Here is a 14,030-nt window from a genome sequence, read left to right as displayed (position 1 = left end):
GTTTAAGCGCCAACTGCCGCCCCTAGTCTACGAGGCCGGCACCTGGCGCTGCTTTACGCACTTTTGTTTAATGTAAGTTCGCAGCCAAGCCGCTTTGGCTAGCCTCGAAGCTGCGCACAACATCCGCATTCTCTACGCCTGCGAGTCGGGTAGCCGGGCCTGGGCTTCCCCTCACCCGACTCCGATTTTGATGTGCGCTTTATTTATGTGCAGCCCCACCACTGGTATCTGGGGCTTGACGAGAATCCCGATACACTCAACTTCCCCGTCGATGATGAGCTCGACCTGGCCGGCTGGGAGCTGCGCAAAACCCTGCGCCTGCTGCGCGGCTCCAACGCCGCGCTGTTCGAGTGGCTGCAGTCGCCCATCGTCTACCACGAGGCTCAAGGCTTTCGCGGCCAGCTAGCCCCGCTGTTGCCGCTGGCCTTCAACCTGAAAGCCAGCCTGCATCACTCCTGGGCCAGCTGCGGCGCGGCGTAGAAGAAGAACTGACAGGCGAGGAGGTGCGCCTGAAGCGGCTGTTTTATGCCCTGCGCTCGGCCCTGGCCGCCCGCTGGATACGCGAACAGCATGCGTTGCCCCCAATGGAGTTTGCGCCGTTGCGGACGTTGCTGCCAGCTGAGCTGCAAGGGGTTGTGGATGAGCTGCTGGCGCAAAAAGCTTATTCCAATGAGAAGACGACGGCTGCCCGGCCGGTGGCCCTGGTTGAGTTTCTAGGGGCCGAGTACGCGGCTGGGCAAGTGGCCCGCGAGAGGCTGCCCATAGTTCGCCCAGCGGGCCTAGTGGAAGCACTGGATGCAGTGTTGCGCGAGCAAGTAGCCTGGACTTTGTAGTCCGGGCGCGAGCATCTCGCGCTAGGTCGTTCTGCCGCTACTGCTCGCTTTGCTCGCGCCCGGACTGCAAAGTCCAGGCTACTTGCCAGCCGCGATTCAGCTACAAACTTCCGCAATCCGGCTACGGAGTGGCCTGCAGCCTAGCGGGACCTTTGCCGTGTTCATTAACGCATTCACAACGCATGACACCGCAACCACTCACCGCCGGGGGCGCTAGCCCCAAAATCTGGTTTATCACAGGCGCTTCCCGCGGCTTTGGCCGCGTCTGGGCCGAGGCCGCCTTGCAACGGGGCGATAAAGTGGCCGCCACGGCGCGCCAGCTAGCTAGTATTGCCGATTTAGCCGAAAAATACGGGGCTAGCGTGCTGCCCCTGGCGCTGGACGTAACCCAGCCCGAGCAGGTAAAAACGGCCATAGCGCAGGCCCACGCGCACTTCGGCCGGCTCGATATCGTGCTCAACAATGCTGGCTACTCCCTGGTCGGTACTATTGAGGAGGCCAGCCTGGAAGAGCTTCGGGCGCTGTACGAAACCAATGTGCTTGGCACCGTTTCGGTGCTGCAAGCGGCGCTGCCGCTGCTACGGGCGCAAGGCCACGGCCACATTCTAGGGGTTTCGAGCACGCTGGGCCACGTTGCGCTGCCGGTTATCGGGTTTTATGCTTCCTCCAAATGGGCTTTCGAAGCGATTCACGAAAGCCTGGCCGTTGAGGTAGCTCCGTTTGGCATTAAGGTTACCATCATTGAGCCCGGCGCCTACGCTACCGAGTTCGGCAGCCCGGAGTCATTGCGCTTTGCGGCTGGCCTGGAGGCGTACGCCGATTTTAAGAATCACTTCTTCGGGAGCTTGCGCAGCCTGGAAAAAGGCGACCCCGCCGCCACCCCGGCGGCCCTCTTCGCCGTCGTAGATGCCGAGCAGCCGCCGCTGCGGCTGTTTCTGGGCAGCCACAACCTGCCCCAGGTGCGGGCGGTTTATGCCGAGCGACTAGCCACCTGGGAGGCCTGGGCCGCCGTTTCTAATGCTGCCCAAGGCCAAGCCAGCTAGCCTAGACAGCAACTATGCTGTTCTTGCGAGTATAAGTAAAAGCAAGAACAGCCTAGTTGCACAGCCTTTTAAGCCATGAAAAAGCACGATAACGCGCCGCAGCGGTTTACCTCCCTTTCGGAGGCACACCGGGCACTAGGCCTGCCGGCGCCCCTGCACCCGCTTATTAGCCTGGTGCGTAATGCCCGGCCGCCTGAGCGCGGCAGCGGCCCACATCAGCCCCACGTGCTGAGCTTTTATAAGATATCCTTTTGGCCCAGGCAGAACCACAAGCTCCGGTACGGCCAGGGGCATTATGATTTTGAGGCCGGTGGCCTGCTGTTTGCCGCCCCCGGCCAGCTCTTGGGCGGCACACCCGAACACGAGGCGGACGAAGTGTGCGCCCACGTGACCCTGCTTATTCACCCCGACTTTCTGGCGAGCTACCCTCTGGCCCAGAAAATCCGTGAGTACGGCTTCTTTACTTACTCGGCCAATGAGGCGCTACACGTGTCGGAGCCGGAGCGCGAGGTGCTGCTGGCGCTGTTCAGAACCATGGAAGCGGAGCTGGCCAGCCGCCTCGACGAGTTCAGCCAAGATGTGGTGATTGCCCAGCTCGACTTGCTGCTGACCTATGCGAACCGCTTTTATAAGCGCCAATTTCTGACGCGCAAAGCCGTGCACAGCGACCTGCTGCAGCGCCTGGAAAGCACCCTAGCCGCGTGCTTTAGCCCCGAGCGCCTGCCCGAGCAGGGTATTCCGACGGTGCAGTACCTGGCGCAGTGCCTGCACGTGTCGCCCAGCTACCTGAGCGATATGCTACGCACGCTTACCGGGCAAAGCGCCCAGCAGCACATCCACGACAAGCTCATCGAGCTGGCGAAAGAGCAGTTGGCCTCCACTAGCCTGTCGGTGAGCGAAGTAGCCTACGCGCTTGGCTTCGAGCACTCGCAGTCCTTCAGCCGGTTTTTCAAAACCAAGACGAACCTCTCGCCGCTGGCATTCCGGCGGTCGTTTCAGCTTAATTAGCGCAGCTTCAGCAAGCAGGTACAGCCTTGCGCTTCACCATCAGGTGGTTGCCGCTTAAGGGGGCCCACGTCCTGTTATCGCTCAAATTTCCAGTTTACCGACAAATTCACCACCCGGCCCTCGACCGGCGCCCACAGCTCGCGGAAGAGGGGGCTAGCGTAGCTGCCTCCCACGGGCAGCACCACGCGCTCACGGCGCGTTTGGCGGTAGTCGAAAATATTTTCGGCATTGAGCACCAGCGTATACGGGCCCGTGCGGTAGCGCAGCAGCGCCGCCATAATGGGGTAGCCGGGGGTAGTGGTGCCATCACTGAGGTACTGCTGGCCGGTGTAGCTGGCCTCAAGGCCGACACTAAAGTGTTCGGTCATTTCGGCCAGGGCCACGGCCGCAAACTTGTGGCGGGCGGCCAGCTCCACGTGCGGGTTAGCGGGGTCGTATTGGCGCCGGGCGTCGGTGAAGACGTAGCCCAGATACAGCTCGGTTTCGTCGGCGCGCAGGCGCACGTAGGTTTCGAGGCCCTTGGTCATGACCGGCCCGCTGGCATTTTGCCAGGTGAGTGGGCTGCTGCCCGGCTGGTAAGTGCCCGAGCCGGGGCCGCCCACGATGCCGCCATCGGGTAAAATGAGCGGGGTTGAAAGCCGCGTGTAGAAAAATGATTGGTTGATGTTAAGAATCAGCGGCTCGCCTTCATCGCCAAAGTTGGCGAAGGTGTGCTGGTAATTAAGGTCGCCATTCAGGCCCTGCGAGGTTTCGGCCACCAGGCCGCGCAAAGGCTGCACCTGCGGGTAGTCGCGCTCGTCGAGGCTGTTCACATACGGCACCGGCACACGGTAGCCCAGGCCGCCGTTGAGGCGGGCCGTGAGCGCGTCGGTGAGCTTATAGAGCGCCGAGAGGCGCGGCAGCACAAAGCCGCCGTACTGGTTGTGGTGGTCGTAGCGCAGGCCGGCCTGGAGGTTGAAGCGCGGCGAGGGCATCCAGTTATCCTGCACAAAGGCCCCTAGCGTGTGGTAGGTGTAGGGGCTGAGCAGCGGCGTGGCGCGGCCGTCGGCGTTGCGCAATTGCTCCCCGTTGATGTTCACCCCGCCCACCAGCGTATTGCCGCGTCCGGCCTCGTACAGGTAGCTGGCTTCGGTGTAATACGTTGTTTGATACGCCTTAAATGCCACGGTATTCGTCAGCACATCGCGCCCGAAGCTGGTCAGGGCTCCCTTCAGCGTGAGGCGGCCGGTGCCCACGCTGTCGTTGGTATACACGGCGTCGAAGGTGTGGCGCTGGCTCGCGTTGTTGACGAAATACGTGGCGCCGCCCAGCACCTCGGCCTCGTCGCGCAGGGTGCTTTGGTGGCCGCCACGCCGGCTCTCGAAGGTGCCGGTGTAGCCCACGGCCAGCTGGCTATGGGTAGTAGGGTAGAAAAACAGCCGCGGGTGCACGTTGAGGCTGCGCACGCGCGGCACATCCACGAAGCCGTCGCCATCCACGTCCACATCCTGCTGCCGGGTGAGGCCCACAAACAGCGAGTAGCCCAGCCGCTGCCCGCGCTGCGCGGCAAAGCCGTTGAGGTTGGTTTCGCGGAGCGTGGTTTGGTTGAGGGTGGCCGTAAACTGCGGCGTGCCCAGCGTGGGCGTTTTGCTCACCAGGTTCACTAGCCCCGCGATGGCCCCGCCGCCGTAGAGCGTAGAGTTCGAGCCCTTCAGCAGCTCAAGCTGGCGCAGGTCGAGCGGCGGCACGGCCAGGATGCCGAAGCTGCCCGCAAAGCCGCCGTACAGGGGCAGCCCGTCGCGCAAAATCTGCGAATACTGCCCCTGCAAGCCCTGAATGCGCAAATCTGCATTGCCCGTAGTAGGGGAGGTAGGCTGAATCTGGGTGCCCGCGATGTCGCCGAGCAGGCTGGCTATATTGCCCGGCTTGATGCCGCCCTCTTCCTCCACTTCTTCCTGGCCCAGCACCTCAATGCGCTCGGGCTGGTCCTCGATGCGCGAGTTGGTGCGGGTGGCCATCACCACCACTTCCTCAATGGCCGCTGCACTCGGGGCCAGCAGTACGGTAAGCGGCGCGGCACCCGGCGCCGGCGCCGCAAACAGGCGGGCCCTGTAGCCCAGCGCCTCCGCTCGCAGGCGGGTGCCCACGGCGGGCGCGGGGGCTAGCTGCACGAGGCCGCGCGCATCGGTGGTGCCGCCTACGCCGGTGCCCGGCACCCCCACGCTAGCCCCGATGAGCGGCTGGCGGCTGGTTGAGTCGCGCAGGACGATGGTAATACTTTGGGCGCGCACGGCGGCCGGCAGGCTGAGCGCCACTACTAGCGGTAGCGAAGAAAAACGAAGCATAAAAACAGCATTCCAACTAGCGGGCTCCCCAGTCCGGTAGCAGCCTATGGGCAATGCAGCCGCAAAGCAAGCGCTGGGCTTTGGAGAAATTCTGTAGCACTTTCGCGGTGCCATTCCCGCCCCTTATGACTATTGCCGACCTGCGCCAGCACAACCTGATACTCTTCGAAGCCGTGAGTGGCAGCCGCGCCTACGGCACCAGCCTGCCGCATTCCGATACCGATTTGAAAGGGGTATTCGTGCTGCCGGAAGACCAGTTCTTCGGGCTCACTTACGTGCCGCAAATTGCCAACGACACCAACGACGAGGTGTTCTACGAGCTGCGCCGCTTCGTCGAGTTATTGCTGAAAAACAACCCCACCGTGCTCGAATTACTCGGCACGCCGGCCGACTGCATTCTCTACAAACACCCCCTGTTCGACCAGTTCCAAGCGGCCGATTTCCTATCCCAGCTCTGCCGCCCCAGCTTCGCCGAATATGCGGTGGCCCAGATTCGCAAGGCGCAGGGGCTCAACAAGAAAATCAACTACCCCGAGCCGCCGGCCCGCAAGTCGGTGCTCGACTTTTGCTACGTGACGGTGGGCGCCGGCGCCCAGCCCGTGGCCACCTGGCTAGCCCGCCAAAGCCTGGACCAAGCCCAGTGCGGCCTGGCCAATGTGCCGCACCTTACCGACCTCTACGCCCTGTTTATAGACCCTAGCCCGGCACGCCCGCTGGGCTACCGCGGCCTGGTGCGCGACCCCGAGCTTTCGCAGGATGTGCAGCTCTCGGCCGTGCCGAAAGGGGAGGTGCCGGTGGCGTATCTGTCGTTCAATCGCAACGGCTACAGCGTGTATTGCCGCGCCTTTCGCGAGTACTGGGACTGGGTGGCCAAACGCAATAAGGAGCGCTACTCAACCACCGTGCAGCACGGCAAAAACTATGACGCCAAAAACATGCTGCATGTGTTCCGGCTGCTGCAAATGGCCGAGGAAATTGCCCTGACCGGCGAAATCCAGGTGCGCCGGCCCAACCGCGAGTTTCTGCTGCAAATCCGCCGGGGCGAGTTTCACTATGCCGAGCTCATTGCCGAGGCCGAGCAGCTGGTAGTCCGGGTTGAGGCCGCCTTTGCCAGTTCGACCCTGCCCGTCGCACCCGATGCTGCCGCAGCCGAAGAAACTTTACGGCGCGTGCGCAAGCAATTTTATGGCGTTGTAAATTAGCGTGCTACGCCTTTTCGAAAGGCTGAAGCGGGAAAATGTATCACAAGTTTCAATAATTATTGAAATTTGTGATACATTTGCCTCGTCAAAGGCACTAGCTCCGGCACCCCGCCGGTTCACTAGCCCCGCACTCAGCCATGACCCAGCTCAAACTCGTCCTTATCGGTGGCAATGGCTTTCTGGGTCGCCACCTGGTCGCGCATTTCCGGGGGCTTGGGTATCAAATAGTAAGCATTAGCCGTACTGGCCCAGGCGACGTGCGTTGGAATGCTCGCACGCCTGGCCCCTGGGTGCAGGAGCTGGAAGGCGCCGACCTGCTGGTGAACCTGGCCGGCCGCTCGGTCGATTGCCGCTACACCGCGGCCAACCGCCGCGCCATCCTAGCTAGCCGCACTGAAAGCACGCGGGTGCTGGGCGCCGCCGTAGCCGCGTGCGCGCGGCCGCCCCGGGTGTGGCTGAATGCCTCGACGGCCACCATTTGTCCCGATACACAAGGTGCCGCCCCCGCTAACACCGAAGTCAGTGCCACGCCCGGCACCTCATTTTCGGAGGAGGTGGGGCTAGCCTGGGAGGCGGCCTTCGCGGCCAGCCCGGCGCCCGCCACGAAGGTGGCCCTGCGCACGGCCATCGTGCTAGGGCGCGATGGCGGCGCTTTTCCAGTGATGGCGCGCCTGGCGCGGTTAGGCCTGTGCTCGCCGCAAGGCACGGGCCAGCAGTGGATTAGCTGGCTGCATATCCAGGATTTTTGCCGGGCGGTAGCGTTTCTGGCGCAGGCCGACAGCCTGAGCGGGCCCGTAAATCTCTGCGCTCCGCACCCGCTGCGAAATGGAGAATTTAACGCCTTGCTAGCCCGCGAGCTGCGCCCGCTACTGCGGCTGCCCCAGCCGCGCTGGCTGCTCGAAATAGGCGCCTTTGCGCTGCGCACCGAAACCGAGCTGATTTTAAAAAGCCGCAAGGTGTATCCCGAGCAGCTACTGGCAGCTGGGTTTCAGTTTGAGTATGAGCGGTGCGAGGCAGCGGTGGGGGAGCTGCTGAGAAAAACACAAATACAGCCTATCTATGACCACAACGAACCAAAACGACTGGCCTAGTGGCAGAATTAGCTTGGCCTTTGTAGGTGGCATGCTATGCTGCAACCCGTATTTTCTGATTTTCGCCTTGCCGCTGTTGCTGGGCAGTAGTATGTCGCTATGGGTGACGAAACTGGACCTGCGGCACAAACTATTGTTCACCATATTGCCTTTCCTGTTGCCGCTGGCTGTTTATTCGCTGTTGTTTTTAAATTGGTCAGCTCTATCATCTAATGTCTCCCGACCAACCCACGCCCGCCCTCTCCCTCGCCGAAGCCAAAGCGCAGTTTATCAACCTCTGGGGGGTGTCGGGTTCGAGTTGGGGCGTGAGCAAGACGCTGGCTCAGACGCACGCGCTGTTGCTGGTGTCGCCTCAGGCACTGAGCACCGAGGACATCATGGAGCAGCTTAGCATCTCGCGGGGCAATGCCAGCCAGACCGTGCGCGAGCTGATTGACTGGGGCTTGATTTACAAAGAATTGCGCCCCGGCGAGCGCCGCGAGTATTTCGTGGCCGAGAAAGACATGCTGCGCGTGACGCAGTGCATCATTGCCTCGCGCAAGCGCCGCGAGCTCGACCAGATGAAGCGCACCCTCGACCAGCTGGCCCAGCTGCCCGGCAACGACGCCGACCCCGACTACCATGCCTTCCACACCGCGCTCGCCGACATCCAGCAGCTGGCCGATACGTCCGACAAGCTGCTCACACGCCTCATGAAGGCCGAGCGCAACTGGTTTCTGGACAAGTTCCTGAAGCTGTTTTTGTAGCCTCTCACTTACCCTTTTCACGTATGGAACCTCCCTATAAACCCGCCTCCGAGGCGGGGCCGGAATCGGTGCGCCCAACCACTACGGCCCAAGCATGCTGGCGCGACTCGCCGTGGTGGTGCGCCGTGGTGGCCATTGTGGCTACCGGCCTGCTAGGGGCTGCCCTGATGGCGTTTTCCATCGAAGGCTACGGCAGCTACGGCGGCGTGGTGTTTTGTTTGTCGCCGGCCATTAGCGCCTTTTTAGCCGTGCTGCTGCACGAATGGGCGCGGCCCAGCGCCGCGGGCATCACCTGGTCGATTACGCAGGCCGTGGTGGGAGTGCTAGGGGTTGGCTTCTCGCTGGTATGCTTGCTGAGTTTACAGTTGGAAGGCTTTATCTGCCTTGCGATGGCCTTGCCCATTGCCATCGTGATGGCGCTGCTAGGGGCGGCGCTAGGCACACTGATGGTGCAAGCCACCGGCCGGCCGCGCCCGCTGCCCCTATTCATGACGGTGCTGGTGCTTTACCCGGCCGCGCAGCACTACGAGGCTAGCCATCCCGCGCCGGTGGTGCCCCGGCTCGTAACCACGCAGCTCGAAGTAAACGCGCCGCCCGCCCGGGTGTGGGCGGTGCTCACGCGGCCGGTGCAGTACCCGGCCGCCACAGGGTGGTTTCGGGCGGGCGTGGTGTACCCGCGCAGCACGGCCCTTGGCCTTGACCCGGCTACCGGCCGCCGCACGCTGGTGTGCCGCTACTCGCAGGGGCTGGCGCACTTGCCAGTGCTGGCCTGGCAGCCGGGGCGGCAGCTCACCTTCGCCGTGCCCCCGGCCGATATGCCCGCCCCGATGCACGAGCTAAGTCCATATCCGCAGGTGCACGCGCCGCACCTGCACGGGTATTTTCAAGTCGATAGCGGCACGTTTCGGCTGCGGCCGCTGCCGGGCGGGCGCACCCTGCTCGAAGCCCGCACGGTGTATCGGCACCGCATTGGGCCGCGGCCCTATTGGCAGCTCTGGTCTGATTACCTGCTTGATGCCATGCACCAGCGCGTGCTGGCCACCCTCAAAGCTGAAGCCGAAAGCCAACCCTCAACTCGCCATGACTGAGCTGCTGCAATCCGCACTCCCGGTAGCCGCTTGCTACCGCCCCGCCCGCGTGCGGGCCTTATTTGATGAGCTGGCCGGCACCTACGGCGCGGCCGAATGGCTGTCGGGCGGGCAGCTGGGGCGCTGGCGGCGCAGCCTGGTGGGTGCGTTGCGCTGGCCCACCGCCGGCCCCGTGGCGGTGGTCGACCTGATGGCCGGCGGGGCCGAGCTGTGGGCGCCGCTGCACCAGCGGCTAGGGTCGCGGCTGGCGCTCACTGCCGTCGATTTTTCGGCGTCTATGCTGGCCCGCGCCGCCCGGCGGGCCGCGCCCGGCCTCACGCCGCTGCAGGCCGATGCCTTGGCCACCGGCATGCCCTCGGGTGCGGCGGCCGCGGTCACCTGCGCCTTCGGCCTGAAAACGCTGGCCCCGGCCGCCTACCCGGCCCTGGCCGCCGAGGCTGCTCGCCTGCTGCGCCCCGGCGGCCAGCTAGCCCTGCTGGAGTTTGACCTGCCCGCCCAGCCCTGGGTGCGGGCGGCCATGCTCACGTATTTGCGGCTGCTGCCGGCTACGCTGCGCCACGTGTGCCCCGAGGCTGCGGGCCACGCCGCCCTGCCGCGCTATGCCTGCCTCGGGGTGCGGTGGCCAGCAGTGCTGGCGGCCTTGCGCGAGGCAGGGTTTGGCGCGGTGCGGCAGCAGCGGCTGTGGCCCGGCTGCGCCCGCTTGGTGGTGGCTGAGAAACTGTAGTGGCAGGGCGTTTAAAGTAGCCTCGTGACCAGTGGAAGCTGCGCCAAAGCCTGTTGCCTGAGGTAAACCAGCGAGCGGCCGGGCCAGAGCAGGCTAGCGCCAACTACTTTTTTTGCGCGGGGCATAATGCAAGCAAAATTCCTTAGTGACTGAGAAAAAGCCGAGTAGCAGTATTCCGGTAAAAATGCCCCCTAGCGACTGCGCCCTTAGTTTAGAAATGCCTTAATGTTGTACCCCTGAAATCCAACTAAAATCGGACCTTCGCGTGTTCATTACACTGCGCGCTCATGTGCGGTGCCCCCTTCCTATGATGCTCCCTGATGACGTGCTGATTTCGCGTGGCGAAGTATTGGAACAGCTCGAAGGCTTTATTAAAGAAAACATTTACGAATTTCTCAAGCCGGTTGAAAACAGCTGGCAGCCAGCCGACTACCTGCCCGACTCCCGCCGCGATACCTTCTTCGACGAGGTAAAAGAGTTGCGCCAAAAGGCCGAAGGCCTGAGCTACGACCTGCTGGCCGTGCTTATCGGCGATACTATTACCGAAGAAGCCCTGCCTAACTACGAGGCCTGGTTTCACGAGCTCGATAACCTTAAGCGCGACCGCGACAACGGCTGGGCGCAGTGGATTCGGGGCTGGACGGCCGAAGAAAACCGCCACGGCGACCTGCTCAACCGCTACCTCTACCTCAGCGGCCGCGTGAACATGCGCGAGTTTGAGTACTCGACCCAGCACCTCATCAACGACGGCTTCGACCTGGGCACGGCCAATGACCCGTACCGCGCTTTCGTGTACACGAGCTACCAGGAAATGGCTACCAACGTGTCGCACCGCCGCGTGGGCCAGCTGGCCCGCACCGCCGGCGACGACCAGCTCTCGAAAATCTGCGGCATGATTGCCGGCGACGAGAACCGCCACGCCAAGGCCTACAAAACATTCGTAAGCAAGATTTTTGACCTCGACCCTAGCGAGATGATGCTGGCTTTTGAGGACATGATGCGCAAAAAAATCGTGATGCCGGCCCACTACATGCGCGAGCTAGGGGTGGATATGGGCAAAACCTTCGGCCACTTTACCGATGCTGCCCAGCGTATTGGCGTCTATACCAGCAACGACTACACCGATATCCTCGACTCGCTGCTCGACGAGTGGAAGATAGCCGACCGCACCGGCCTCACGCCCGCTGCCCAGAAGGCCCAGGACTACGTGATGAACCTGCCCGCCCGCCTGCGCCGCGTGAGCGAGCGCATGGCCGTGCCTAAGCTCGAATACAAGTTCAAGTGGATTAGCTAGGCCCTGCCTTGGCCCTTTAAGATTGAGAAGCCCCGGCTGCCTTGCGCAACCGGGGCTTTTTTGCGCCCAACTATTGACCGAAAAAAGAGTTATCAGTACCTCATACTCATTTTTCTTTTCCTCATGGCTCAACAAACCAAGGCTGCCTACTACACCGAGTTTGGCGGCATCGATAAACTACAGGTTGGCCCGCTCGACCTGCCCGAGCTCGGCGCGGCCGACGTGCAGGTGCTGGTACAAGCGGCCGGCATCAACCCCGTCGATGCGATAGTGCGCGAGGGTAAGTTTGCCCCGGTGGTGCCGAGCGCTTTCCCTACCGTGCCGGGCTGGGACGTGTGCGGCATCGTCGAAAAGTGCGGCCCCGAGGCCACGCGCCTGCCCGTGGGCACCGAAGTGTATGGCTACGTGCGCCAGCCGGTGGCCCAGCACGGCACCTTTGCCGAGCGCATTGTAGTGCCCGAACAGTATTTGACTAAAAGCCCCGAAAAGCTGAGCTGGGTCGAAGCCGGCGGCCTGCCGCTGGTGGGCCTAACCGCGTATCAGTCGGTTATCAAGGCCGGGCAGCTGAAGGCCGGCGAAACCGTGCTGATACTAGGGGCGTCGGGTGGCGTGGGCAGCGCGGCCATTCAGCTGGCGAAGGATGCCGGCGCTAGGGTATTGGCCGTGGCCAGCGCCGAAAATGCCGACTACATGACCAAGCTTGGGGCCGATGAAACCATCGACTATAAAGCCGGTCCGGTGGCCGATACGGTGAAAAAACTCGCTCCCGAAGGCGTAGACCTGCTTTTCGATGCTATCAGCGGCGACACGCTCGCCCAAAGCCTGGCCACGCTCAAACCCAATGGCCGGCTCATCTCCGTGCTCAACGATGGCAAAAGCCTGAGCCTACCGGCTAGCGTGCGCTTTCAGCACGTGATGGCCCAGCCCAGCGTGGCCGACCTCGACCACCTGCGCGAGCTAGCCGATGCGGGCAAGCTGACGGTGCCCATCGCCGCCACCTTTGCACTCGATGACGTGAAGAAGGCTTTCGAGCAGATAGAGTCGCACCACACTACGGGCAAGGTGGTTATCGTGCCGCAGCGCCCGGAGAAAAAATAAGCACGCCGGTTTGCTGAAAAAGAAAGCATCTGCTTACGCTGGAGCCTAACCGTTCGGCCGCAAGCAGATGCTTTCTTTTTCAGCTGGTAACTGTTTCGACTTCTGACGATTGGCAATAGCTATTTTTCAATCTTTACACCCTTCCAGAACGCTACGCGGCCCTGGATATTCTGGGCGGCGGGGCTGGTTTCGGGGTAAAACCAGGCGGCATCCTTGTTGAGCTCGCCATTCACGCGCAGCGAATAATAGCTGGCGCGTCCCTTCCAGGGGCAGGACGTGTGGGCAATGCTGTCCTCAAAAAACTCTTTTTTGAGCGAATCGGCGGGGAAATAATGATTATTTTCCACCACCACGGTGTCGTCGCTCTCAGCCACGACGGTATTGTTCCAAACGGCTTTCATAAGCGAGTGAACATTGCAGAGGCGCGTGTTGTTTTTGCCTTACTACCGTTACGTAGATTATATGGCTATTGGTGTTCGCTTTCGTGATTTTGTGCCTGATGAAAACGCGGGTGATAAGGGGTTTGAGCAACTGTTCAAGCTGTTTATGCAGTTGATAACCATCACCAGCGGTGATGTGGGCGAGTCCCTGCAGTGGCTCAATGAGCTTGACAAGCAGTATGGGCTCACCGACAACGACTACGGCATGGGCAATTTTATTGATGACCTCAAGAAGAAGGGCTACATCGATGAGAACGAGCAGGAGCGGGGCGAGCTGAAAATCACGCCCAAGACCGAGCAAAAAATCCGTAAGTCAGCGCTGGAGGAAATCTTTGGCAAACTCAAGCGCGGCAATACCGGCAACCACCGCACGCCCCACACCGGGCAGGGCGACGAGCAGAGCACCGACCTGCGCGAATTCCGCTTCGGTGACTCGCTGGAGCAGATTCAGATGTCGGAAAGCATCCGCAATGCCCAGCTCAACCACGGCATGGACGGCGACAGCTTTATGCTGACCGAGGGCGACCTCGAAGTGCGCGAAAATGAGCATAAGTCGCAGACCAGCACGGTGCTGATGATTGACATCTCGCACTCGATGATACTCTACGGCGAAGACCGCATCACGCCTGCCAAAAAGGTGGCGATGGCCCTAGCCGAGCTCGTGAAGCAGAAATACCCCAAAGACACGCTCGATGTCATTGTGTTCGGCAACGACGCCTGGCAGATTGAGGTGAAAGACCTGCCTTATCTGCAAGTCGGCCCCTACCACACCAACACCGTAGCCGGCCTCGAGCTGGCCATGGACCTGCTGCGCAAGCGCAAAACGCCCAACAAGCAGATTTTCATGATTACCGACGGCAAGCCTACCTGCCTGAAAGAGGGCAATGGCTACTATAAAAACAGCTTTGGCCTCGACCGCAAGGTGGTGAACAAGACCCTGAACCTGGCCGCCGCTGCCCGCCGCATCAAGATTCCGATTACCACGTTCATGATTACCTCCGACCCGTATTTGCAGAAGTTCGTGGAAGAGTTCACGGAGGTAAACCAGGGCAAGGCCTACTACTCGGGCCTGAAGGGGCTAGGCCATCTGGTGTTTGAAGACTACAAGAAGAACCGGCGCAAGTCGTTGTAAGCGGCTC

At 61.9% G+C, this 14,030-nt stretch carries 13 protein-coding genes and 1 pseudogene; 12 read left to right on the top strand and 2 right to left on the bottom strand.

The features are described from left to right. The first annotated feature begins 94 nt into the window (after positions 1–94). The 4 genes and pseudogenes from J4D99_RS22000 (at position 95) to J4D99_RS06795 (ending at position 2,884) form a co-directional block, all read left to right on the top strand. A pseudogene (locus J4D99_RS22000) lies at positions 95–480 on the top strand (nucleotidyltransferase domain-containing protein). Positions 481–503: 23 nt separating this feature from the next. Beyond that, positions 504–833 carry a DNA polymerase beta superfamily protein gene (locus tag J4D99_RS21995; protein WP_208131221.1) on the top strand — a complete coding sequence of 110 codons (330 nt, stop codon included), beginning with the start codon at positions 504–506 and terminating at the stop codon, positions 831–833. Positions 834–1,015: 182 nt separating this feature from the next. After that, positions 1,016–1,876: an SDR family NAD(P)-dependent oxidoreductase gene (locus J4D99_RS06800; RefSeq protein ID WP_208130964.1), complete on the top strand. Its 861-nt coding sequence runs from the start codon at positions 1,016–1,018 to the stop codon at positions 1,874–1,876. 75 nt (positions 1,877–1,951) lie between these two features. Further along, a complete protein-coding gene (locus J4D99_RS06795; RefSeq protein WP_208130963.1) occupies positions 1,952–2,884 on the top strand; it encodes a helix-turn-helix domain-containing protein in 933 nt (310 codons plus the stop codon). 74 nt (positions 2,885–2,958) lie between these two features. Here the strand turns inward: J4D99_RS06795 and J4D99_RS06790 are convergent, their stop codons facing one another. Then, on the bottom strand, positions 2,959–5,208 hold the full coding sequence (locus tag J4D99_RS06790) for a TonB-dependent receptor plug domain-containing protein (RefSeq protein ID WP_208130962.1): 2,250 nt from the start codon (positions 5,206–5,208) through the stop codon (positions 2,959–2,961). A 125-nt stretch (positions 5,209–5,333) separates the two neighbouring features. Here J4D99_RS06790 and J4D99_RS06785 point away from each other — a divergent pair, with 125 nt between their 5' ends. The 7 genes from J4D99_RS06785 to J4D99_RS06755 all read left to right on the top strand — a co-directional run bounded on the left by J4D99_RS06785 (position 5,334) and on the right by J4D99_RS06755 (position 12,451). After that, positions 5,334–6,410, top strand: coding sequence for a DNA polymerase beta superfamily protein (locus J4D99_RS06785; RefSeq protein ID WP_208130961.1), 1,077 nt, complete (start codon positions 5,334–5,336; stop codon positions 6,408–6,410). A gap of 191 nt (positions 6,411–6,601) precedes the next feature. Further along, complete coding sequence (locus J4D99_RS06780; RefSeq protein ID WP_236018571.1) at positions 6,602–7,501, top strand: TIGR01777 family oxidoreductase; 900 nt, start codon at positions 6,602–6,604, stop codon at positions 7,499–7,501. 212 nt (positions 7,502–7,713) lie between these two features. Beyond that, a complete protein-coding gene (locus J4D99_RS06775; protein WP_236018558.1) occupies positions 7,714–8,247 on the top strand; it encodes a GbsR/MarR family transcriptional regulator in 534 nt (177 codons plus the stop codon). A gap of 23 nt (positions 8,248–8,270) precedes the next feature. Beyond that, positions 8,271–9,335, top strand: a complete 1,065-nt coding sequence (locus J4D99_RS06770) for an SRPBCC family protein (protein WP_208130959.1) — start codon at positions 8,271–8,273, stop codon at positions 9,333–9,335. Continuing rightward, entirely contained in the window at positions 9,328–10,059 is a 732-nt protein-coding gene (locus J4D99_RS06765; protein WP_208130958.1) for a class I SAM-dependent methyltransferase, read from the top strand. Before J4D99_RS06770 ends, J4D99_RS06765 begins: the two co-directional genes overlap by 8 nt. Positions 10,060–10,369: 310 nt before the next feature. Beyond that, positions 10,370–11,353: an acyl-ACP desaturase gene (locus J4D99_RS06760; protein ID WP_370551403.1), complete on the top strand. Its 984-nt coding sequence runs from the start codon at positions 10,370–10,372 to the stop codon at positions 11,351–11,353. Positions 11,354–11,476: 123 nt separating this feature from the next. Next, positions 11,477–12,451 carry an NADP-dependent oxidoreductase gene (locus J4D99_RS06755; RefSeq protein WP_208130956.1) on the top strand — a complete coding sequence of 325 codons (975 nt, stop codon included), beginning with the start codon at positions 11,477–11,479 and terminating at the stop codon, positions 12,449–12,451. A 119-nt stretch (positions 12,452–12,570) separates the two neighbouring features. Here the strand turns inward: J4D99_RS06755 and J4D99_RS06750 are convergent, their stop codons facing one another. Then, entirely contained in the window at positions 12,571–12,852 is a 282-nt protein-coding gene (locus J4D99_RS06750) for a DUF427 domain-containing protein (protein WP_208130955.1), read from the bottom strand. A 61-nt stretch (positions 12,853–12,913) separates the two neighbouring features. Here J4D99_RS06750 and J4D99_RS06745 point away from each other — a divergent pair, with 61 nt between their 5' ends. After that, positions 12,914–14,023 carry a vWA domain-containing protein gene (locus tag J4D99_RS06745; protein ID WP_208130954.1) on the top strand — a complete coding sequence of 370 codons (1,110 nt, stop codon included), beginning with the start codon at positions 12,914–12,916 and terminating at the stop codon, positions 14,021–14,023. The last annotated feature ends 7 nt before the right edge of the window (positions 14,024–14,030 follow it).

This window comes from Hymenobacter sp. BT559, from assembly GCF_017571525.1.
In the GTDB taxonomy this organism is placed as follows: domain Bacteria; phylum Bacteroidota; class Bacteroidia; order Cytophagales; family Hymenobacteraceae; genus Hymenobacter; species Hymenobacter ginsengisoli.
This window is presented reverse-complemented; position numbering and strand designations above follow the sequence as displayed.

What these genes read in the sequence shown, in the direction of transcription:
- J4D99_RS06800 (WP_208130964.1), top strand. Translation starts at nt 1,016, where the DNA reads ATGACACCGCAACCACTCACCGCCGGGGGCGCTAGCCCCAAAATCTGG.
- J4D99_RS06795 (WP_208130963.1), top strand. Translation starts at nt 1,952, where the DNA reads ATGAAAAAGCACGATAACGCGCCGCAGCGGTTTACCTCCCTTTCGGAG.
- J4D99_RS06790 (WP_208130962.1), bottom strand. Translation starts at nt 5,208, where the DNA reads ATGCTTCGTTTTTCTTCGCTACCGCTAGTAGTGGCGCTCAGCCTGCCG.
- J4D99_RS06785 (WP_208130961.1), top strand. Translation starts at nt 5,334, where the DNA reads ATGACTATTGCCGACCTGCGCCAGCACAACCTGATACTCTTCGAAGCC.
- J4D99_RS06775 (WP_236018558.1), top strand. Translation starts at nt 7,714, where the DNA reads ATGTCTCCCGACCAACCCACGCCCGCCCTCTCCCTCGCCGAAGCCAAA.
- J4D99_RS06770 (WP_208130959.1), top strand. Translation starts at nt 8,271, where the DNA reads ATGGAACCTCCCTATAAACCCGCCTCCGAGGCGGGGCCGGAATCGGTG.
- J4D99_RS06765 (WP_208130958.1), top strand. Translation starts at nt 9,328, where the DNA reads ATGACTGAGCTGCTGCAATCCGCACTCCCGGTAGCCGCTTGCTACCGC.
- J4D99_RS06760 (WP_370551403.1), top strand. Translation starts at nt 10,370, where the DNA reads ATGCTCCCTGATGACGTGCTGATTTCGCGTGGCGAAGTATTGGAACAG.
- J4D99_RS06755 (WP_208130956.1), top strand. Translation starts at nt 11,477, where the DNA reads ATGGCTCAACAAACCAAGGCTGCCTACTACACCGAGTTTGGCGGCATC.
- J4D99_RS06750 (WP_208130955.1), bottom strand. Translation starts at nt 12,852, where the DNA reads ATGAAAGCCGTTTGGAACAATACCGTCGTGGCTGAGAGCGACGACACC.
- J4D99_RS06745 (WP_208130954.1), top strand. Translation starts at nt 12,914, where the DNA reads ATGGCTATTGGTGTTCGCTTTCGTGATTTTGTGCCTGATGAAAACGCG.